Source organism: Nonomuraea sp. NPDC050310 (genome assembly GCF_040655795.1).
Lineage (GTDB): Bacteria > Actinomycetota > Actinomycetes > Streptosporangiales > Streptosporangiaceae > Nonomuraea.
The window spans coordinates 99,940-120,187 of the sequence record NZ_JBFAKP010000024.1 but is presented as its reverse complement, the minus strand read 5'-3'; the positions used below and the strand labels follow the sequence as shown (position 1 = coordinate 120,187).

The following is a 20,248-nucleotide window of genomic DNA, read 5'->3' as shown; positions in this document are numbered from 1 at the left end:
TTCGTGGCGGCCAAGTCCGCGATGGTCACCGCGGGGATTCTCACCGCGGTCGCACTCACCTTCGGCACGTTCCCCGCCGTCGCCGCGCCCAAGCCCACCGAGCCGGAGCTCCGCGCCGAGCTGGTGAAGCTGAACAAGAAGGCCGACAAGCTCATCGAGGCCTACAACGCCAAGCGCGTCTCGCTGGGCAAGGCCCAGAGTGCGGAGAAGGCGGCCAAGGCCCGGCTGGCCCAGGCCGAGGCGCAGCTCGCCGAGGCCGAGAAGCTCATCACCCAGCTCGCCGAGATCCAGTACCAGAACAACGGCTCGCTGCCGCCCTTCATGCCGACCGACGCCGTCGGCGCCGCCGTCTTCGACGCGGTGACCGACCAGCAGCAGGCGGCCATCCAGGGCGTGCAGGCCACGCGGGACGCCAAGAAGCTCGCCGCCGACCAGGCCTCGACGCTGGCGGTCACGATCAAGAAGGAGAGCACCGAGCTCGCCGCCCAGCGCGACGAGGCGGAGAAGCTCATCTCCGACATCAAGAAGAAGCTCGTGGAGCTCGTCCCGTACGGCACGGGCCGCCGCTCCGACGGCTCCTTCGCGCCCGAGCTGCCCAGCGGGTCGGACAACATCACCCCGCGCACGCGGCTGATGCGGGCGGAGATCCAGAAGAACTTCAACCTGCAGTACACCGTCGGCTGCTACCGCGTGGACGACAGCGGCGAGCACCCGCTCGGCCGGGCCTGCGACTTCATGATGAGCAGCGGCGGCGCCATGCCCTCCAACGCCGGCAACGCGCTCGGCGACCAGGTCGCCGCGTGGGCGATCAAGAACATGGACAAGCTGGGCGTCAAGTACGTGATCTGGAAGCAGCGGATCAACCAGGGTTCGGGCTGGCGGGCCATGTCCGACCGTGGCAGCATCACCGCCAACCATTACGACCACGTGCACATCTCGATGCTCTGAGACGTGGTGCGCCCGGGCATCTGGCGCGGAGGCCCGGGCGCATCGCCCCCTGCAAACCGGTACAGCATCGCCCCCTGCAAACCGGTACAAATGGGGGACTATGCAACGTACTGAGCCTCCCCATGTCGCCCCCGAAGCCGAGACCCTGACCGGTTTCCTCGACTACCAGCGCGAGACCCTGGCCTGGAAGTGCTCCGGCCTGACCGACGAGCAACTCGCCACCCCCGCCGTCGAGCCCTCCTCCATGTCCCTCCTGGGCCTGCTGCGGCACCTGGCCGACGTGGAGCGCGGCTGGTTCCGGCGGGTGATCGCCGGCGAGGACGCCCGGGCCCGGCACTGGCGCGAGGACGACCGGGACGCCGCCTTCCACGAGGCCGCCTCCGACACCTACGAGGCGGCCTTCGCCGCCTGGCAGGAGGAGATCGCCCGGTCCAGGAAGATCCTCGCCGAGCGCGCCCTCGACGACGTGGTCGCCCACGACGGCGACCGGTTCACCGTGCGCTGGATCGTGGTGCACATGATCGAGGAGTACGCCCGCCACAACGGCCACGCCGACCTGCTGCGCGAGCGGATCGACGGGGCCACCGGCGAGTAGCCTCAGCCCGCCAGGCGGACCGGGTTGACCAGGTCGGCGTAGACCAGCAGACCGGCCATGAACATCATCAGGAACGCCAGGGCGTAGGTCAGCGGCAGGACCTTGGCCACGTCGACGTGGGCGGGCTCGGGCCGGCGCGTGATCCTCGCGAAGCCGCGCTTGAGCCCCTCCCACAGGCCGCCCGCGATGTGGCCGCCGTCCAGCGGGAGCAGCGGGATCAGGTTGAACATGCCGACCGCCAGGTTGAACATGGCGATCAGGTTGACGTAGAAGAGCAGCTTGTTCTCGATCGGGGTGTCGAGGGTGGCGATCTCGCCGCCGATGCGGCCGATGCCGACCACGCCGATCGGCCCGTTGGGGTCGCGCTCCTCGCCGGAGAAGGCCGCGTGCCAGACGCCGACCATGCGGTTGGGCAGGTTGACCAGCGACTCGCCGACGCGGGCGATCATGCCGCCCATCTCGCTGACGGTGTAGCCGATGCTCTGCCGCTCGACGACCGCCTGCGGCTTGACGCCCAGGTAGCCGACGACCTCGGTCTTCTTGGCGTCGTCGAGCTTGGGCATCTCCTGGGCGATCAGGTTGACCTTGAGGTCCTGGCGCTGCCCGGCCCGCTCGATGCCGAGGGTGACCTGGGCGGCTCCGGCGCTCCTGATGTTGCCCTGGATCTCCTCCCAGGCGCTGATCGGGCGGCCGTTGAAGGCGACGATCCTGTCGCCGGGCTGCAGGCCGGCCAGGATCGCGGGGGTCTTGGCGTCGGCCGGGGTGCACTGGCGGTTGGGGTTCTTCGTGAGCTCGGCGGTCGGGATGACGCACTGCGGCATCTCGGCCACCACCGGCTTGGCGGTGGCGACGCCGAAGCCCATGAAGATCACGCCGAAGAGGATGAAGGCCAGCACGATGTTGGTCAGCGGGCCGCCGGACATGATGACGACCTTCTGCCACCACTTCTTGCGGTAGAACACGCGGTCCTCGTCGCCCGGCCGCACCTCCTCCTGGGCCAGGTCGCGGGCCTGCTCGACGAGGGCCTGGAACGGCCCGGTGGAGCTGCGCCGGAGCTTGGCGGGGTCGTCGCCGGGGCGGGGCGGGAGCATGCCGATCATGCGGATGTAGCCGCCGAACGGCAGCCACTTGATCCCGTACTCCGTCTCGCCACGCCGCTTCGACCACAGCGTCGGCCCGAAGCCGACCATGTACTGGGTGACCTTCACGCCGAAGAGCTTGGCGGGGAGCAGGTGCCCGATCTCGTGCAGCCCGATCGACACCATGAGCCCGACGAGGACGATGACAATCCCCGCCAGGAAGATCAACAAGTCCATGCACACCCTCCCGTTGGCCCTCAGACTAGTCGAAGTCGCCATGACTGAACCGCTTGCGCACCCTTTGCCGACTCGACAGACTTCGTTGACAGTGCGCAGTCGCACGATCACCCTGGGACATGTGGGGAGCACGTTGATCCGGATCCTGGTCGCCGAGCACCTTCCGCTGGTGCGGCGGGGCCTGGTCGCCTCGCTCGAAGCGGAGCTGGACCTGCAGGTCGTGGCCGACGTCGGCACCGGCGAGGACGTGGTGCCGACCGCGCTGGCCCTCCACCCCGACGCGGCCGTGATCGATCTGGATCTGCCCGGCGTCGACGGCCTGGCCGCCGTCGAGCGGCTGCACGAGAAGGCGCCCTGGTGCCGGGCGCTCATCCTGGCCGCCCACCCCAACCCCGGCCTGGTACGGCGAGCGTTCGCGGCCCGCGCCGCGGGCTTCCTCAGCCTCGACGTCGCCCCCGAGCAGCTCGCCGAGGGCATCCGCCAGGTGGTGGCCGGGCGGCGGGCGGTCGAGCCCGACCTGGCCATCGCCGCGCTGGAGTCCGCCGACAACCCGCTGACCAGGCGCGAGCTCGACGTGTTGCGCATCGCCGCCCGGGGCGCGCGGTCGATCGAGATCGCCGACGCGCTCTTCCTGTCGGTCGGCACGGTCAGGAACCACCTGTCGCGCATCATGTGCAAGACCGGGGCCCGCAACCGGCTCGACGCGGTCCGGATCGCCAGCGACTCCGGCTGGCTCTGAGCCCGCCACGGGCGAACCCGTTCGGGGGTCCTCGGCGCCGGGGTGGCACGGGGGGCCGGGCCGGCGCCGAGGACCTCTTCGGCACTGGCGGCGACCACGACCTCCCCCACGATGGCCATGACCTCCACCAGCGACGGTGGGACCGAGCCCCGGGAGAACCGCGCCGCTCTCCCGGGACCCGGATTCTGCTGGGGACACCTCAGTGGATCGCGGTGTCCCCATGAGTCTGGGGTGACGGTGGCGAGAGCATCAGCGGGAGGCTGACGCGCTCGTCGTGCAGGGCGGCGCCGACGGCCAGAAGGACCCCGGCGCTGCCGGTCGCCAGGTCCATGGACAGCCGGGTCAGCCCTTCGCCGGGGAAGGCCAGGTCGGCGCGGTAGCGCACCGCGTGCCAGCCGAGGCCCTGGAGCTGCTCCTCCACGCCGGGGTCGTCCGGCCGCCGGGCCAGGTAGGCGAGCGTGCCGGCCCGGCCGTTGAACAGGCCGGGCAGCAGGGAGAAGGCCGGCCGGGCGGCCCGGTCGAGGACGGTCCGGGCGGCTTCGAGCTCGACGCCGGGCCGGTGGGTCAGGAACTCCTCCAGCACCCACGCCGTCCCGGCGGCGCCGCAGCCGAGACCGGGCGGGGTGGCGAGGCCGCGGCAACGGGCCAGGTCGAGCCGGAGCGCGCGTTCGGCCAGGTCGTACTCGCCGGCCCGGAGCAGCAGCAACGCCGGTCCGGTGGCGCCGTGCAGCAGGCCGGGGCCGGGGAAGTTCTCCCGCTCCAGCCGGGAGGCGACCACGTCCACCACCTTGAGGGCGCGGGTGTGCAGGTCGGCCACGCCGGTGACCTCGGCCAGGTGCAGCAGGTTGAGCCCGATCCCGGACAGGCCCGAGTGCAGGCCCAGGCCGAGGTCCTCCCAGCGTTCGCGGCAGGCCGTCGCCACCAGGTCGAGCGCGCGGGCGTGGTCGCCGAAGCCGGCCAGCACGTGCGCGATGCCGTGCAGGCCGTCGTAGAAGCCGAGCCGCTGGCCGGGTCGGACGGCCCGCTCGGCCAGCCACCGCTCGTACTCGGGGAAGCGGCCCGCGCCGGTGACGGCGAGCGCGTGCAGCACGCCGGCCGCGCCGTGGGCCAGGTTGAGCCCGCCGGTGGTGAACTGCTCGATGCCGCCGGGGAAGAGCCGGTCGTCACGCTCGGGCGTGGCCGAGTCGAGGATGGCCTTGGCCAGCGAGCGGCGCAGCCGCGGCCAGCGTTCGGGGTCGGGCAGCGTCGCGGAGTGCCAGGCGGCCAGGTGCCGGACCGTGCGGTCGCCGGTGATGGTCCGCACCGCGTCGTCGAGGAAGCCGCCGGGCACCGGGAAACCGGCGCGGATCACCTCGGCCAGCTCGACCGCCTTGAGCCGGTCGAGCGCGAAGAGCTCGGTGAGCGGCAGGAACAGCGCCAGCCGCAGGCAGGCCAGCGCGTACCGATCCTGCTCCAGCCCGGCGTCGAGCTCGCCCGCGCCCTCGAACCCGGTCAGCATGACCTCGCCGTCGGGGCGCACCCGGACGTGTCCCGCGTGCGGCTCGGCGCCGAAGGCCAGGCCGCGCCGGTGCACGTCGGCGACGGCCGCCTCGACCTTGACGCACAGGTCCATCGCCCAGCTCGCGTAGGCGGCCCGGGCCTCGGCGCTGTCGGCGCGGCCGAGCAGCGGGTGCCGCTCGATCACCACCTCGTCCAGCGGCCGGGCCGGCACGTGCTCGGTGACCATGAACCGGTGGTCGGCGACGGTGAACTCGCCCAGCAGCGCCGGCACCGACGCCAGCCCCGCCAGCCGCTCCAGGGCCGCCCGCTCCCGGTCGAGCCGGGCCAGCGCGTCGCGGCCCTCCGCGTCGAGGCCGGCGTGCGGCCTGGCCTCCTTGAGCACGACCTGCCGGCCGGTCCTGCGGTCGACGCCGTGGTAGATGCCGCCGCCGTTGGTGAAGCGCACCACCGCCTCCACCGTGTACGGCACGCCGTCGAAGGTGGCGTTGCGCCGGGCGGCCAGATGCGGTTCGAGGAAGTGCGGCAGGTGCACCCAGGGCGGCGGCGCGAAGACCGGGCTGCGCGAGTCGGGCACCAGCGTGCCGTCCGGCCGGGCCACGGCCCGCTCGACGCGGCCGTCCGGTCCGGTGCAGTAGCGCTCGGCGATGGCGCCGTAGCGGACGTACAGCGGCCCGTCGCCGATGCGCAGGTCGCTCAGGATGGACGGCCCGTGCTCGCCGTCGAGCTCGGCGGCCAGTTCGGTGCAGATGCGTTCGAGCTGCGCCTCGTCGGCCGGATAGAGGGCGGCCAGCTTGCCGCTGGAGCCGCGCTCGGCGTGCTCGGCGTTGCGCAGGTGCAGCAGGTGCCGGGCACGCACCACCTTGAAGGGCACCTCGTTGGCCACGCAATAGGCCCAGACCTTCTCCAGGACGGCCTCGGCGTTGTCGAGGCCCGCGGAGACGTGGATCTTCCAGCCCTGGTCGGGCAGCGTGGGGGCGGGCGGGCGGTAGACGATCCAGTCGTCCTGCTCGCGCCGGCTCCAGGACGGGGGCGCCTGCCGTACCGCCAGGTCGAAGTCGCCGGCGGGGGTGTCGTAGAAGAGCGGGTCCGCCAGGCAGTACATCGCATGTCGGCCATCCACCGAACTCACCCCCTTCCGGCCTGTTGTCCCCACGAGAATCGCAGGCGGCGGGCGGCACGGGCCAGTGACCTGATGCACGTTCCGCGCATGCCCAGATACACGGGGTGACCCGTGAGGTTTGTCAGGGGCGCCAGATGAGGACGAGCGCGCAGTCGTCGTTGTGGCCGGACGACATCGCGTTGACCAGCGGCCGGGCGCCGTCGCGGAAGCCGGAGGGCAGCAGCCGCTCGGCCTCGCCCAGCAGCTTGTCGAGCCCGGCGTCGATGTCGCGGCCGGGCTGCTCGATCAGCCCGTCGGTGTAGAGCAGCAGCGCGTCGCCCTTGCGCAGGACCCCGCTGTCGGGCTCGCAGTGCAGGTCGGGCACGACGCCCAGGACGACGCCCTTGGCGGAGGCGATCTGCCAGTTGCCGGTGCCGGAGTCGAACTTGACCACGGGCGGGTGTCCCGCCGAGGTGATGGTGTACTCACCTGTGGCCAGGTCGAGCCGGACGTGCACGGCGGTGACGAAGCCCTCGTCGCCCTTCTGCCGGTGCAGGTAGGTGTTGCAGGCGGGCAGGAAGTCGGTGACCGAGCCGAGCAGGCCGCCGAAGGTGCCCGACAGCAGCAGCGCGCGGGTGCCGGCGTCGACGCCCTTGCCGGAGACGTCGACCAGGGCGATCTCCACCTTGTCGCCGTCACGCATGGAGACGACGAAGTCGCCGCCGAAGGAGGAGCCGCCGGCCTGCTTGAGCACGACCTTGCCGCCCCAGGCCTTGGGCAGCGCGGGCAGCTCGCTCTGCCGCTTGAGCCGGTCGCGCAGCTCCAGGAGCATCGCGTCGCCGCGCAGGCCCTGCACGCCGAGCTTGCCGCGCACGCGGGCCATGAGCGCGGCCAGGACCGTGGTGAAGCCGATGGTGGCCAGCAGGCCGACGCCGACGCCGTGCCAGCCGCGCATGACGGTGACGTAGCCCAGCGCCACGACCACCGCGCCGAGCAGCTTGGCGAGGCTGCGCAGCCGCAGTTGCAGGCCGCCGATGAGGACGATCGGGATGAGCAGCGCCGGGGAGAAGAGCTCGATGTCGACCCGGGCGGCCAGCACGCCGATGAGCAGCGCGACCAGGCTGAGCGTGATCAGCAGGTTGCGGTCGCGGGCCAGCGGTCCCCGCCGCAGGAAGCGCACGATCGGCACCAGCAGCGGCACCCGCACGAGGAACGCGCGGAGCCGTGGCGGGATCAGCGGCGCCGGACGGGAACTCATGATGCGCTCGACTGTATCGGGCGACTGCTGCTTTGGGCAGCCCACTTGACCAACGCCTTGATCGTTAAGCAGCGTTATTGGGTGGCCGTCCGCGTTTGGCCCTCATACGGTGGATGGATGACGTACCCGATTCGCCCGATCACCGAGGCCGAGTGGCCGGCCTTCTCCGACGTCCTGTCCGAGGGCTTCGGCTGGAGCGGCACCCCCGAGCAGCTCGCCCGCTGGAAGGCGGGCACGGAATTCGACCGCACGCTGGCGGCCTTCGACGGGCCGGTCGTCGCGGGCGTCACCGGCATCCACTCCTTCACCATGACCGTGCCGGGCGGGCAGTTGCCCACCGCGGGCGTCACCGCCGTGAGCGTGCTGCCCTCGCACCGCCGCCGCGGCGTGCTGACCTCCCTGATGCACCGCCAGCTCAACGACGTCTACGAGCGGGGCGAGCCGATCGCCGCCCTCTACGCCTCCGAGTCGGTCATCTACGGCCGCTTCGGGTACGGCAGGGCCGCCGACGACCTCACCTTCCGCATCGACACCCACAAGTCGGCCTTCGTGCGCAGCGCCCCGCAGGACCCGGCGCTGCGGCTGACCGTGGCCAAGCCGGCCGAGCGGCGCACGGACCTCAAGCAGGTCTACGACGCCCAGGTCACCAGCCGGCCCGGCCAGTACGAGCGGTCGGAGAACTTCTGGGTCGGCGTGCTGGCCGACGAGGAGTTCGACCGGCACGGCGCCGGCCAGCTCCGCTGCCTGATCGCGGAGGACGAGCGCGGTGTGCGCGGGTACGCGCTGTTCCGCGTCAACCCCACCTGGAACGACGGCCTGGCCGACGGCGAGCTGCGGCTGAACGAGCTGTACGCGCTCGACCCGGCCGCCCACGCGCTGCTGTGGCGCGGCGTGCTCGACCGCGACCTGGTCACCAAGGTCGTCGCCTGGGGCCGGCCGATCGACGACCCGATCACCCAGCTCCTGGCCGACCCGCGCCAGCTCCACGCCCGCTGGGGCGACGAGCTGTGGGTGCGCGTGGTCGACGTGCAGCGGGCGCTGTCCTCGCGCGCCTACGCCGCGCCGGTGGACGTGGTGGTCGAGGTGGGCGACGACGTCTGCCCGTGGAACGCGCGCCGCTGGCGGCTGACCGCCGACGCCTCGGGCGCCGAGGTCAAGCCGACCGAGGAGGAGGCCGACCTCGCCCTGCCGGTGGCCTCGCTGGGCGGCGCCTACCTGGGCGCGGGCGCGCTGTCGGCGCAGCTCGACGCGGGTCTGGTGCGCGAGCATACGGCGGGAGCCGTACGGGCGCTGGCCGCGGCGATGAGCTGGAACCCGAAGCCGTGGGCGGGCAACGTGTTCTAATCGGGATATGGCACTGCAGAGTCTGCAGATCACCGCGGTGATCGCGATGCGGGCCCGGGACGTCTCCAGGCCCAGCGACGAACAGCAGGACGCGGCCGACCGCAGGCCCCTGCGCGACGAGGCCCCCAAGCCCGCGCGCAAGGGCCGCCCGGCCCAGGAGTGAGGCTCTAGTGCTCCGGTAGCGCCGGGAGCTGGCCGATGGTCTCGTAGCTGGCGAGCTGCGCGATGCGGCGGCTGTGCCGCTCGGCGCCGGAGAACGGGGTGGCGAGGAAGAGCTCCACGAAGCGGGTGGCCTCCTCCTCGGTGTGCTGGCGCGCGCCGACGCTGATGACGTTGGCGTTGTTGTGCTCGCGGGCGAGCTTGGCGGTGTCGTCGTTCCAGGCCAGGGCGGCGCGGATGCCGCGCACCTTGTTGGCGGCGATCTGCTCGCCGTTGCCGGAACCGCCCAGCACCACGCCGAGGCTGCCGGGGTCGCCCGAGACGCCCTCGGCGGCCCGCAGCACGAAGGCCGGGTAGTCGTCCTCGGCGTCGTAGACGAAGGGACCGCAGTCGGTCACCTCGTGACCGTGCTCCTTCAGCCAGGAGACGAGGTGGTTCTTGAGCTCATAGGCCGCATGATCGGCACCGATGTACACGCGCACGCGGCCAGTCTTTCACAATGGCTAGAGTAAGTGGTGCCAGCCCAATCAGGCCCTTACAGGAGCGAACATGCGCGACATCCGCACGATCGGCGACCCGGTCCTGCGCACCCCCGCCGAGCCCGTGGTCGACTTCGACCGCGAGCTGCGCCGGCTGATCGACGAGATGTTCGAGGTCATGTACGCCGCCGACGGCGTCGGGCTGGCCGGGCCGCAGATCGGCGTGTCGCGCCGGCTGTTCGTCTACGACTGCAGCGGGCGCAAGGGCCACCTGATCAACCCGGCGCTGACCGTCGACGACGCCGAGGAGGTCCTCGACCACGAGGGCTGCCTGTCGGTGCCGGGCCGCGACAGCGGCAAGCCGATCTACGCCTCGACGCCGCGCGCCTCCGGTGTGACGATCACCGGGTTCGACCGGCTGGGGCGGCCGCTGCGGATCCGGGCCCGCGGCCTGCTGGCCCGCTGCTTCCAGCACGAGAACGACCACCTCGACGGCACGCTCTACCTCGACCACCTGCCCAAGCCCGAAGCCCGGAAGATCATGCTCCGGGCCTAGGCGACGGCCACCGGCTCAGAACTGCAGCGACTTGGTCTCGAAGAACTCCTCCAGGCCTTCCACGCCCAGTTCGCGCCCGATGCCCGACTGCTTGTAGCCGCCGAAGGGCGCCTGCGGGTTGAACGAGCCGCCGTTGATCGCGACCTGCCCGGTGCGCAGCCGCCGCGCCACCGCGACGGCCCGCTCCTCGCTGCCCGCCCAGACGGCGCCGGCCAGCCCGTACGGCGTGCCGTCCGCGATGGCGACGGCCTGGTCCTCGTTCATGTAGGGGACGATCGACAGCACCGGGCCGAAGATCTCCTCCTGCTCGATCGTCATGCCCGGCTCGACGCCGGCGAAGACGGTGGGCTCGACGTAGAAGCCGCGCTCGAAGGGGCTGTCGGTGCCGCCGGTGATCAGCCGGGCGCCCTCCTCCTGGCCGCGGTTGATGTAGCGGACCACGCGGTCGCGCTGCTGCGCCGAGACCAGGGGGCCCAGCCGTACCCCTTCGGCGAAGGGGTCGCCCACGGTGTACTTGGCGGCCGCCTCGGCGGCCAGGCGCACGGCCTGGTCGTAGACGTCGCGGTGTACCAGCATGCGCGACAGCGCCGAGCAGGTCTGGCCGGAGTTGACGAAGGCGCCGGCCACGCTCACCTTGACCGCGGTGGCCAGGTCGGCGTCGGGCAGGATGAGGCTCGCCGACTTGCCGCCCAGCTCCAGCGTGACGCGCTTGACCGTCTCGGCGGCCAGCGCGGCCACCCGCCGCCCGGCGGCGCTGGAGCCGGTGAAGGAGACCAGGTCGACGCCCGGATGGGCGGCGAGCGCCTCGCCCACGACCGGGCCGCGCCCGCTGACCAGGTTGAACACGCCCGCCGGCAGGCCGGCCTCGTGCAGGATGCCGGCCAGCGCGTAGGCGGCCAGCGGAGCCACCTCGCTGGGCTTGAGCACGACCGTGCAGCCCGCGGCCAGGGCCGGAGCGAGCTTGCAGACGATCTGGTGCAGCGGGTAGTTCCAGGGAGTGATGGCGGCGACGACGCCGACCGGCTCCTTGACCACCAGGGAGGTGCCCACGCGCCGTTCGCGCGGGTGCGTCTCGGCGAGCTCGGCGTAGCCGGCCAGCACGGTGGCGGGGAGCTGGGCCTGGACCTTCAGCGCGAAGGCGTAGGGCGCGCCCATGTCGGTGGCGATCAGCTTGGCCAGCTCGGGTGCGCGCTCGCGCAGGAGGTCGGCGGCGGTGGCCAGGATCTTGCCGCGCGCGGCGGGAGCCGTACCGGACCAGGCGGGGAAGGCGGCGCGGGCGGCGCGCACGGCCGCGTCCACGTCCTGCGGGGCGCCCGCCGGCACCCGGTCGATGATCTCCTCGGTCGCCGGGTTGACGACGTCTATACCTTCACCGGAGACCGAGGCGATCCACGCCCCGTCGATATAGAGCTGACGCATGGCCCCCATCCTTGCGTGCCGGGCGTGACATTGCGAGGGCTCGCACATCGCCCTGCCAGCAGGGTACGGCAAGCCCTCGCACGAGGGCGGAGATCAGGAGAAGTCGGGCTCAGTGGTCCGCGACCGCTTCAGCTCGTAGAAGTGCTCGAAGGAGGAGACCGTCAGCACGCCGTCCCACAGCCGGCCGGCGTCCTCGCCGCGGATGATGCGCGTGATGACCGGGCCGAAGAAGGCGGTGCCGTCCACGGCGATCACCGGGGTGCCGACCTCCTGGCCGACGCGCTCGATGCCGTCGAAGTGCGACTTGCGGATCTTCTCGTCGTGGCGCTCCTCCTTGGCCGCACCGGCCAGGGCGGGGTCGAGCCCGGCGGCCTCCAGCGCCTCCTCCAGCACCGCGGGCAGCCCGGCGCGATCGGCGTTGCGGCGCTGGTTGTGCCAGCGGGTGCCGAACTCGGTGTAGAAGGCGGCGAGCCCGGCCTGACCGGCCTGCTCCTCGGCCGCGGCGGCCACGCGGACCGGCTCGATCGCCAGGGCGATCATGTCGCGGTACTCCTGGGGCACTTCCTTGTCCTCGTTCAGGACGTTGAGGCTCATGATGTTCCACCGGATCTCGATCGGGCGGACCTTCTCGACTTCGATGAGCCATCGTGACGTGATCCAGGCGTAGGGACAGAAAGGATCGAACCACAGATCCACGGGAGTCTTGACAGTCATGTCTGGCCATAACCTTTGATGTGAACAGCGATATTCCATGAACGACAACAGGAGCGGATCTTGGCAGGCAACCTGACCCGGGCGGAGGCGCGTGAGCGCGCCCGGCTGCTGGCGGTCGAGTCCTACGCGGTGGAGCTCGACCTGAGGGTGGGCGAGGACCGCTTCGACAGCGTGACCACGGTCCGCTTCACCGGCCTGGAGCCGGGCGCCTCCACCTTCATCGACCTGCACGGCGCCACCGTGCGCCGCGCCGTGCTCAACGGCGTCGAGCTCGACGTGAGCACCTACGACGCGGCCGCCGGCCGGTTGCCGCTGCCGTCGATCGCCGCCGGCAACGAGCTGCTGATCGAGGGCGAGTGCGCCTACATGCGCACCGGCGAGGGCCTGCACCGCTTCGTCGACCCGGTGGACAAGAAGGTCTACCTGCACAGCCAGTTCGAGACCGCCGACGCCCACCGCATGTACGCCTGCTTCGACCAGCCCGACCTGAAGGCCGTCTTCGAGCTGACCGTGCACGCGCCCGAAGAGTGGCTGTGCATCTCCAACTCGCCCGCCGTGCGCGAGGGCACCACGTGGCGCTTCGAGCCGACGCCGCGCATCTCGACCTACATCACCGCGCTGTGCGCCGGCCCGTACCACGAGGTGCGTTCCGAGCACGACGGCATCCCGCTGGGCCTGTACTGCCGCGCCTCGCTGGCCGAGCACCTCGACGCCGACAACCTGTTCGAGGTGACGCGGCAGGGCTTCGACTTCTTCCACCGGGTCTTCGGCGTGCGCTACCCGTTCGCCAAGTACGACCAGTTGTTCGTGCCGGAGTTCAACGCCGGCGCGATGGAGAACGCCGGCTGCGTCACCTTCCTGGAGGACTACGTCTTCCGCTCCCGCGTCACCGACGCGATCGTCGAGCGGCGCGCGGAGACGATCCTGCACGAGATGGCGCACATGTGGTTCGGCGACCTGGTCACCATGCGCTGGTGGGACGACCTGTGGCTGAACGAGTCGTTCGCCACCTACGCCTCGGTGCTGTGCCAGGCTGAGGCCACCCGCTGGGGCCAGGGCGCCTGGACGACGTTCGCGAACGTGGAGAAGACCTGGGCCTACCGCCAGGACCAGCTGCCCTCCACCCACCCGATCGCCGCCGACATCGTCGACATGCAGGCGGTCGAGGTCAACTTCGACGGCATCACCTACGCCAAGGGCGCCTCGGTCCTCAAGCAGCTCGTCGCCTACGTCGGGCTGGACAACTTCCTGGCCGGGGTGCGCGACTACTTCGCCGAGCACGCCTGGGGCAACACCACGTTGCAGGACCTGCTGTCGGCGCTGGAGCGCACCTCCGGCCGCGACCTGTCCTCATGGTCGAAGGAGTGGCTGGAGACCTCGTGGGTCAACACGCTGCGCCCGTCCTTCAGCGTCGACGCCGAGGGCCGCTTCACCGAGTTCGCCGTGCTGCAGGAGGCCCCGGCCGACTACCCGACACTGCGCTCGCACCGCATCGCCATCGGCCTCTACAGCGGCGGCGAGCGGGTCAAGCGCGTCGAGCTCGACGTGGTCGGCCCGCGCACGCCGGTACCGGAACTGATCGGCGTCGAGCAGCCCGACCTTGTGCTGCTCAACGACGACGACCTCACCTACGCCAAGATCCGCCTGGACGAGCGCTCGCTGCGCACGCTGGTCGAGGGCGGCGTCAGCCGCTTCGACTCCTCGCTGCCCGCGGCGTTGTGCTGGTCGGCGGCCTGGGACATGACCCGCGACGGCGAGATGCGCGCCCGCGACTACGTCCGCCTGGTCACCGCCGGGGTGGGCGCGGTCAAGGACATCACCATCGTGCAGGCGCTGCTCAACCAGGCGCGGATGGCCACCCAGCAGTTCGCCGACCCGGCGTGGGCGGCCGAGGGCCTGGCGCTGCAGGCCGACGCGCTGCGTGAGCTGCTGGCCGGCGCCGAGCCCGGCTCGGACCACCAGCTCGCCTATCTCAACGCCTTCGCGCAGGTGGCGACCTCCGAGGCCGACCTCGACCTGCTGGCCGCCATCCTGGACGGCTCGGCCGTACCGGCGGGGCTCGCGGTCGACGCCGACCTGCGCTGGACGCTGACCAGGGCGCTGGTCGTCGGCGAGCGGCTGGGCGAGGCGGACATCGCCGCCGAGCTCAAGCGCGACGCCACGGCCTCCGGAGAGCGCTCGGCGACCATCTGCCGGGCCGCGATCCCGAGCGCCGAGGCCAAGGCCGCGGCGTGGGAGACCATCCTGGAGTCGGAGTCGGCGGGCACCACGCTGCGCGCGACCATCGGCGGCTTCCAGGAGCCGCACCACGTCGAGCTGCTGGAGCCCTACCGGGCCAAGTACTTCGCCGAGGTGGGCCGCGTCTACCGCGACTGGACGTTCGACTCGGCCTCCCGTTTCGCCAACGGCTGCTTCCCGGCGCTGCTGATCGAGGAGGAGACCCTGACGGCGGCCGAGGCGTTCCTGGCGGACGGCGACGTGCCCCAGGCGCTGCGCCGGATGATCCTGGAAGGAGCCGACGGCGTGCGCCGCGCGCTCCGCAACCGGGCCACCGACGCGGGCTGAGTCACGTGGAGTAGGCACCCGAGCACGGAATGCGGTGTTAGCCTCTTCGAGTGCTCGGGGACCGGACCTTGCTCAGTGGACGCTACCTTCTGACCAGCCGCATCGGCGGTGGCGGGATGGGCGAGGTCTGGCGTGCCGACGACACCCTGCTCGGCCGCACGGTCGCGGTGAAGGTGCTGACCCACAATCCCGCCTCCACCCAGCGCTTCCTCAACGAGGCCAGGGCGATGGCCACGCTCAACCATCCGGGCGTGGTGGACGTCTACGACTACGGCACCGACCGGGTCAGCTTCCTCGTGATGGAGCTGGTCGAGGGCGAGTCCCTCGATCAGCTCCTGGAGCGCACGGCCCTCGGGCCCGAGGCGGCCATGCGGCTGGTGGCCGAGGTGGCCGACGCGCTGCACGCCGCGCACGAGCAGGGCATCGTGCACCGGGACGTCAAGCCGGGCAACCTCATGATCAGGCCGGACGGCCGGGTGGTGCTGACCGACTTCGGCATCGCGCACTCAGCCACGGCCGGGCAGCTCACCGCGACCGGGCAGATGTTGTGCTCGGCGGGGTACTGCGCGCCGGAGCAGGCGACGGCCAGCACGATCACGCCCGCGGTGGACGTGTACGCGCTGGGCGTGGTGGCCTTCGAGTGCCTGACCGGGCGCCTGCCGTACGAGGGGGACACCCCGGTCCAGATCATCTTCAAGCATCTCAACGCGCCCGTGCCCGAGCTGCCGGCCGGCGTGCCGCCCGGGCCCCGGCACGTGGTGGCGCGGGCGATGGCCAAGGACCCGGCCAAGCGCTGGCCGAGCGCGGCGGCGATGGCCGAGGCGGCCCGCCGGGCCCTCGAGCCCGACGCCGTGCTGCCGCTGCGGCAGCGCCGGCCGGTGTTCACGGTCGCGGCGACCATCGCCGCCGCGCTGCTGGCCTCCGCCGGGATCGCCGGCTCGCTGCACCTGTGGCCGCCGCTGTCGGCGACGCGGCTGCCCGGCCAGCCCACCGAGGTCGTGCCCAGCGGGCAGGAGCAGCCGCCGGCCAGCCTGCAGCCGCTGCAGCCGGCCAAGCAGCGCGTCAGCCCGAACGGGCGCAAGCCCACCCAGACGCCGGGCGCCACCGGCGGGCCGAGCGCGCCGCCCACCTGGCTGCCGACCGACCCGGCGACGCCGACCCCGCCGCCGACCAGCGCCGAGCCCACCCCGGAGCCGACCCCCGAGCCGACGCCGGAACCCACGCCCGAGCCGACCCCGGAGCCCACCTCGAGCCCCGAGCCGAGCCACCAGAGCCTGCCGGTGGAGACGCCCGCACCCGGCGCGTCGGGCTAGATGTCGGCGCCGTCTTCTAGAGTGTTCCGGGTGATGACGACTCGGGATCTGCTGGTGGCTCTGGCCCGGCGCTACGCCTTCGCCGACCTGGGGGCGCTCGGCCCCACCACGGAGATCGCCGACGTCTGCGAGTTCGGGCAGCGGCTGCTCTCCCTGGACGCCGAGGACTTCGCCGCCGAGGCGCGGGCCGTCCCGGCCGACCTGAGGCGGCGGGCCCGGGCGTGCAGCATGCCGCAGACTCCGCGCGAGCAGCCCAGGGGCGCGCTCGAATCGCTCCGGCCGGTCTACGCGCTGCTGCTGGAGGTGATCGCGATCCGGTGGGAGCGGCGCGAACTGTCGCCGCTGATCGCCGCGGTGCACATCGCCAGCGAATACCTGCCGCTGCTGGCCTACGAGCCGGTGCTGGGGCACGCGGGCGACCCGGCGCGCTGGCCGGAGGGGCTGAGCGCGCCCGGCAGCCGCTTCGGGGTGATCGGCGACCGCGAGTGCGACCACACCAAGGCCGAGCAGTCGGCGACCAACCGCACGCTCCGGGTCGCGCACGAGCCGGCCGAGGGCTGGCGGGCCTACTTCGACCGCCAGCACAGCCAGGTCGCCGGTGCCCTCGGCGTCTGCGTGGCCACCTGCCGTCGGCCGTGCACGGTGCTGGACTGGGTGCCGTCCCAGGCGCGTGAGTCCCTGTCCGTGCGGGCGCGGAGTGCGCTGGCCTTCGCGGACACCCCGCTGGTACGGCTCCGCCATGCCGCGCCGGTGGGGCACGGGTTCGGGGTGCCGTCGCCGGAGGAGGTCCTGGAGGCGTGGGACCGTAGCCGGAGCGCGCTGGACAAGAACCCGGTGGGTGCGGCGGCGCTGACGGAGGACGGGTATCCGTTGCCGGGGTTGCCGTCGCTGGTGTCGGCGATCGCCGACGCGCCGATCGTGCCTTCTACGCTGCTGCGCGATGTCAGCGGGCATGTGGAGAAGCTGCTCGTCGAATGAGCCGTCCCCGCCGCACGGTTGAGGTCCCCAGGTGGCAGGGGCAGAGGTCGGAAGCGGGGTCTGGCGGTGGGGGTCAGTGGCGGGTTTCGGCGTGGTCGGCGAGGGCGCTGACGCCGTAGAGCAGGCCGCCCACCAGGTCGCCGACGCTGAAGGCGGTGGCCATCGACATGGCCACCAGGCGGCAGGAGCCGTCCGGCAGCCGGCGGCGGGCCGCCTCCCCGGTGACGATCTCCAGGGCCCGCCCCCGCACGTCCACGAAGACCACGACCGCGTCACCGGCCTCGGCGCCGAGCGCGGCGTGCAGCTTCTCGGCGAAGTGCCGCCGCCCGCCCACCGGCGGGCCCAGGTAGACGCCGAAGCGCAGCCGGCTGCGGCGCTCGGCGGCCTGGATGGCGTGGCGCAGGTCGTCGGCCTGGGCCATGGTCAGAGTGCGCATGCGTGCTGCCTCCCCCTCCGGCCGTCCGGTGTCCCGGTCATGGGCCGCTCACCAGCCCGCTGACGCGCCGCCGGCGTGCCGGCCCGGTTCGGCCGTCTCGGCGGCCTGCGCCCAGTCGGTCTGCGAGATCGTCGCCCAGTGCGCGGTGCGGTCGGCCAGGACCAGCCCCGAGGTGCTCACCCCGTGCTCGCTGCCGCCCGGGCCGCCCAGCCAGACCACGCCGGAGGCGACCTTCCGTCCCCGGGACCGGCCCGGGATCAGCACGACCAGGCTGATCAGCAGGAACAGGCCGAGGGAGGTGCCGATGAGAAAGCCGAGGATCTCGATGGCGCTGTCCACACTTCGACGGTAATCCCGCGCGGCCTGCCGTACCAGACCCCAGGGGTCAGGCGCTCCAGATCTCCGGGCGGCGGGTTCCCCAGAAGCCGCCGCGGGCGGCCTCCACCTGGGCCGACAGCGAGATGAGCGTGGCCTCCTCACCGACGCGGCCGGCCAGCATGACGCCGACCGGCAGCCCGGCCGGGGTCCAGTGCAGCGGCAGGTTGACCGCGGGCTGGCCGGTGACGTTGTAGATGGCCGGGAAGGCGGCGAAGCGCTTCATCCGCTCGAAGGTCTCCTGCGGGTCGCCGCCCTCCTCGAACCAGCCGACCGGGCGCGGCGTCTGGGTCACGGTGGGGGTGAGGACGGCGTCGTAGGCGTTGGTGACGTGCAGGGCGAACCGGGTGGCGAGCTGGAGCGCCGCCTGCGCCTGGAGGAAGTCGGGCGCGCGTACGGCGTGGCCGCGCTCGCGCAGGAAGGCGGTGAGCGGCCGGAGCCGGTCGTGCTTGTCGAGCGCGACCGGGTGCATGCACGCGAAGGTGTACCAGAGGGTCACGAACTGCGGCACGACGTCGGCGGTGAACGGCGGCGCGATGTCGACGATCTCGTGCCCGAGCCCGGCGAGGGTCTTGGCGGCCTCCTCGTAGGCGGCCAGGACGTCGGGCTCGACCTCGGCCTCGGGCACGACCGGGGTGGCGTAGCGGGCGATGCGCAGCCGGCCGGGTTCGCGCCGCGCGGCCTCCAGGAAGCCGCCCTCGACCGGCGGGGCGAGGTAGAGGTCGCCGGGGGTGTTGTGCGTCATGACGTCGAGCAGCGCGGCGGCGTCGGCGACGGTGCGGGCGAGCGGCCCGTTGGTGGACATGCCGGCGAGGTCGGGGACGATCGGTGCGAAGCTGATCCGGCCGCGGGTGGGCTTGATGCCGAACAGGCCGCAGACGGAGGCGGGGATGCGGATGGAGCCGGCGCCGTCGCTGCCGTGCGCGGCGGGGGCGAGTCCGGCGGCGACCGCGGCCGCCGCTCCCCCGCTGGAGCCGCCGGCCGAGCGGGTCAGGTCCCAGGCGCTGCGGCTCGGCGGGGAGACGTAGGTCTCGGTGTAGCAGGGCAGGCCGAACTCGGGGGTGGCGGTCTTGCCGAGCATGACCGTGCCGGCCTCGCGCAGCCGTTCGACGACGGTGTCGTCGACGGGCGCGACGAAGTCCTCGTAGGTGGCCGAGCCGAAGCGGATCGGCACGTCCTTGACCAGGTTGAGGTCCTTGACCGGGATGGGCACGCCGTAGAGGGGGCCGTCGGGCTCGCCGCGCTCCAGGGCGCGGGCCTCGTCGAGCGCTCGTTCGGCGGTGACCGTGACATAGGCGCCCACCTGCGGATCAAGCCGCTCGATGCGCTCCAGGTAGTGCCGAACGATCTCAACTGGTGAGATTTCCCGCCGTCGCACGGCTTCCGCCTGCTCGATCGCGGTGAGATCATGGAGGTGCGCCACGTCACCGGACAGTAGCCCGACTTGTCTAGAGAGGAAAAGGGTAGATACCCGGAAATCCGGCAACGTATCCATTGACCTGGGCCATAAAACTATGGACGGGTCATGACTAGGCAGTCGCGGAGACCAAGAGCTACGGTGAGTTACGTGGATTCCGCCAAGCAGCGAGACGATGGTCACACTGCGTCACCGATCTGGGTGAGCGACCGGCCCGAAGCGCCGAGGCCCGAGCCGGAGGAGCCGGAGCCCGCCTTTGCCCCGGTGGAGCGCGCCAACGTCCAGGCGCTTCTGCGCCAGCCCCGCTTCAAACGCCTGCGCAACCGGCTGCTCCTGGCCGTCGCCGTGGGCGTGGCCGTCGGCTTCCTGGCCGGCTCCTGGCAGGCGGGCGTCACCGCGGGCGTGCTGGCCGCCATCGCCGACACCGTCTACCGCGCGCGAAACTCCTCCTCCGTCCCCGCCTGGCGGCGCTCGTCCGTCGCAGAACGGCGCACCGAGGCGCAGCTCCGCAAGCTGGAGCGCAGCGGCTACCGCACCCTGCACGCCCGGGCCATCCCGGGCACCGAGGCCCAGATCGACCACCTGGTCATCGGGCCCACCGGGGTGTACGCGGTGGACTCGGAGAAGTGGGACAAGCGCCTGCCGATCCGCGTGCAGATGGGCAAGAAGCTCTTCCACGGCCCTTTCGACAAGAAGGACCGGCTCAAAGAGGCCCACATGGAGGCGGCCGAGGCGAGCAAGCACATCTCCGAGCTGTACGGCAAGCAGATCGCGGTGGTGCCCTCCCTGGCCATCTACGGGCCGCCGGTGCCGTGGAAGATCATGAACATCCGCGGCGTCGACGTCTACGAGGGCGGCCGGGCCCGCAAGTGGATCTCCAAGCGGGACAAGGCGCTCACGCAGGAGGAGATCGACCGCCTCTACGAGATCGCCGCGCAGGTGCTTCCGCCGAGGTACGGCGACGCCTGAGCCCTGATCGTCTCCCATCCCGGACTCGCGTCTCACTGGTCGGGCGATAGCCGTACCATGTGAGGACTC

At 72.1% G+C, this 20,248-nt stretch carries 19 protein-coding genes; 10 read left to right on the top strand and 9 right to left on the bottom strand.

The window, feature by feature from the left end; genetic code table 11:
• The first annotated feature begins 3 nt into the window (after positions 1–3).
• Together AB0I67_RS36660 and AB0I67_RS36655 are read left to right on the top strand one after the other, a co-directional pair.
• Entirely contained in the window at positions 4–948 is a 945-nt protein-coding gene (locus AB0I67_RS36660) for a hypothetical protein (RefSeq protein ID WP_357933614.1), read from the top strand.
• Between the two features lie 100 nt (positions 949–1,048).
• Complete coding sequence (locus AB0I67_RS36655; protein ID WP_357933612.1) at positions 1,049–1,543, top strand: DinB family protein; 495 nt, start codon at positions 1,049–1,051, stop codon at positions 1,541–1,543.
• A 2-nt stretch (positions 1,544–1,545) separates the two neighbouring features.
• Here the strand turns inward: AB0I67_RS36655 and AB0I67_RS36650 are convergent, their stop codons facing one another.
• Positions 1,546–2,859, bottom strand: a complete 1,314-nt coding sequence (locus AB0I67_RS36650; protein ID WP_357933609.1) for a site-2 protease family protein — start codon at positions 2,857–2,859, stop codon at positions 1,546–1,548.
• 121 nt (positions 2,860–2,980) lie between these two features.
• On the opposite strand from AB0I67_RS36650, the gene AB0I67_RS36645 reads away from it, so the two are divergent.
• Positions 2,981–3,598: a response regulator transcription factor gene (locus AB0I67_RS36645; protein ID WP_357933606.1), complete on the top strand. Its 618-nt coding sequence runs from the start codon at positions 2,981–2,983 to the stop codon at positions 3,596–3,598.
• A 199-nt stretch (positions 3,599–3,797) separates the two neighbouring features.
• Here the strand turns inward: AB0I67_RS36645 and lanKC are convergent, their stop codons facing one another.
• Together lanKC and AB0I67_RS36635 are read right to left on the bottom strand one after the other, a co-directional pair.
• Positions 3,798–6,218 (bottom strand): class III lanthionine synthetase LanKC, encoded by a 2,421-nt coding sequence (gene lanKC / locus AB0I67_RS36640; RefSeq protein ID WP_357933603.1) that lies wholly within the window; start codon positions 6,216–6,218, stop codon positions 3,798–3,800.
• A 121-nt stretch (positions 6,219–6,339) separates the two neighbouring features.
• On the bottom strand, positions 6,340–7,455 hold the full coding sequence (locus AB0I67_RS36635) for a PP2C family protein-serine/threonine phosphatase (RefSeq protein WP_357933601.1): 1,116 nt from the start codon (positions 7,453–7,455) through the stop codon (positions 6,340–6,342).
• 117 nt (positions 7,456–7,572) lie between these two features.
• Between AB0I67_RS36635 and AB0I67_RS36630 the strand changes: the two genes are divergently transcribed.
• Complete coding sequence (locus tag AB0I67_RS36630; RefSeq protein WP_357933598.1) at positions 7,573–8,799, top strand: GNAT family N-acetyltransferase; 1,227 nt, start codon at positions 7,573–7,575, stop codon at positions 8,797–8,799.
• A 7-nt stretch (positions 8,800–8,806) separates the two neighbouring features.
• On the top strand, positions 8,807–8,962 hold the full coding sequence (locus AB0I67_RS36625; RefSeq protein ID WP_357933595.1) for a hypothetical protein: 156 nt from the start codon (positions 8,807–8,809) through the stop codon (positions 8,960–8,962).
• Positions 8,963–8,966: 4 nt separating this feature from the next.
• Here the strand turns inward: AB0I67_RS36625 and AB0I67_RS36620 are convergent, their stop codons facing one another.
• Positions 8,967–9,440: a ribose-5-phosphate isomerase gene (locus AB0I67_RS36620; protein ID WP_357933592.1), complete on the bottom strand. Its 474-nt coding sequence runs from the start codon at positions 9,438–9,440 to the stop codon at positions 8,967–8,969.
• 67 nt (positions 9,441–9,507) lie between these two features.
• Between AB0I67_RS36620 and def the strand changes: the two genes are divergently transcribed.
• On the top strand, positions 9,508–9,993 hold the full coding sequence (def, locus tag AB0I67_RS36615) for a peptide deformylase (protein WP_357933589.1): 486 nt from the start codon (positions 9,508–9,510) through the stop codon (positions 9,991–9,993).
• A 15-nt stretch (positions 9,994–10,008) separates the two neighbouring features.
• Here the strand turns inward: def and AB0I67_RS36610 are convergent, their stop codons facing one another.
• Positions 10,009–11,412 carry an aldehyde dehydrogenase family protein gene (locus AB0I67_RS36610; RefSeq protein ID WP_357933586.1) on the bottom strand — a complete coding sequence of 468 codons (1,404 nt, stop codon included), beginning with the start codon at positions 11,410–11,412 and terminating at the stop codon, positions 10,009–10,011.
• A 93-nt stretch (positions 11,413–11,505) separates the two neighbouring features.
• Complete coding sequence (locus tag AB0I67_RS36605; protein WP_357933583.1) at positions 11,506–12,126, bottom strand: DsbA family protein; 621 nt, start codon at positions 12,124–12,126, stop codon at positions 11,506–11,508.
• 60 nt (positions 12,127–12,186) lie between these two features.
• Between AB0I67_RS36605 and pepN the strand changes: the two genes are divergently transcribed.
• From pepN to AB0I67_RS36590, 3 genes are all read left to right on the top strand, one after another.
• The gene (gene pepN / locus AB0I67_RS36600; RefSeq protein WP_357933580.1) at positions 12,187–14,691 is read left to right on the top strand and encodes an aminopeptidase N; all 2,505 of its coding nucleotides are present in this window, start codon (positions 12,187–12,189) and stop codon (positions 14,689–14,691) included.
• 68 nt (positions 14,692–14,759) lie between these two features.
• Positions 14,760–16,004: a serine/threonine-protein kinase gene (locus tag AB0I67_RS36595; RefSeq protein WP_357933578.1), complete on the top strand. Its 1,245-nt coding sequence runs from the start codon at positions 14,760–14,762 to the stop codon at positions 16,002–16,004.
• Between the two features lie 33 nt (positions 16,005–16,037).
• A complete protein-coding gene (locus tag AB0I67_RS36590) occupies positions 16,038–16,982 on the top strand; it encodes a hypothetical protein (RefSeq protein ID WP_357933575.1) in 945 nt (314 codons plus the stop codon).
• Between the two features lie 73 nt (positions 16,983–17,055).
• On the opposite strand, the gene AB0I67_RS36585 is transcribed toward AB0I67_RS36590, so the two are convergent.
• Genes AB0I67_RS36585 through AB0I67_RS36575 form a run of 3 tightly spaced genes read right to left on the bottom strand, consistent with a single transcriptional unit; the run spans position 17,056 to position 19,216 of the window.
• Positions 17,056–17,418: a TPM domain-containing protein gene (locus AB0I67_RS36585; RefSeq protein WP_357933573.1), complete on the bottom strand. Its 363-nt coding sequence runs from the start codon at positions 17,416–17,418 to the stop codon at positions 17,056–17,058.
• A gap of 48 nt (positions 17,419–17,466) precedes the next feature.
• Positions 17,467–17,757 (bottom strand): hypothetical protein, encoded by a 291-nt coding sequence (locus tag AB0I67_RS36580; RefSeq protein WP_357933570.1) that lies wholly within the window; start codon positions 17,755–17,757, stop codon positions 17,467–17,469.
• Positions 17,758–17,803: 46 nt separating this feature from the next.
• Positions 17,804–19,216: an amidase gene (locus AB0I67_RS36575; protein ID WP_357933568.1), complete on the bottom strand. Its 1,413-nt coding sequence runs from the start codon at positions 19,214–19,216 to the stop codon at positions 17,804–17,806.
• 144 nt (positions 19,217–19,360) lie between these two features.
• On the opposite strand from AB0I67_RS36575, the gene AB0I67_RS36570 reads away from it, so the two are divergent.
• Positions 19,361–20,179, top strand: coding sequence for a nuclease-related domain-containing protein (locus AB0I67_RS36570; protein ID WP_357933565.1), 819 nt, complete (start codon positions 19,361–19,363; stop codon positions 20,177–20,179).
• Positions 20,180–20,248: the final 69 nt, after the last annotated feature.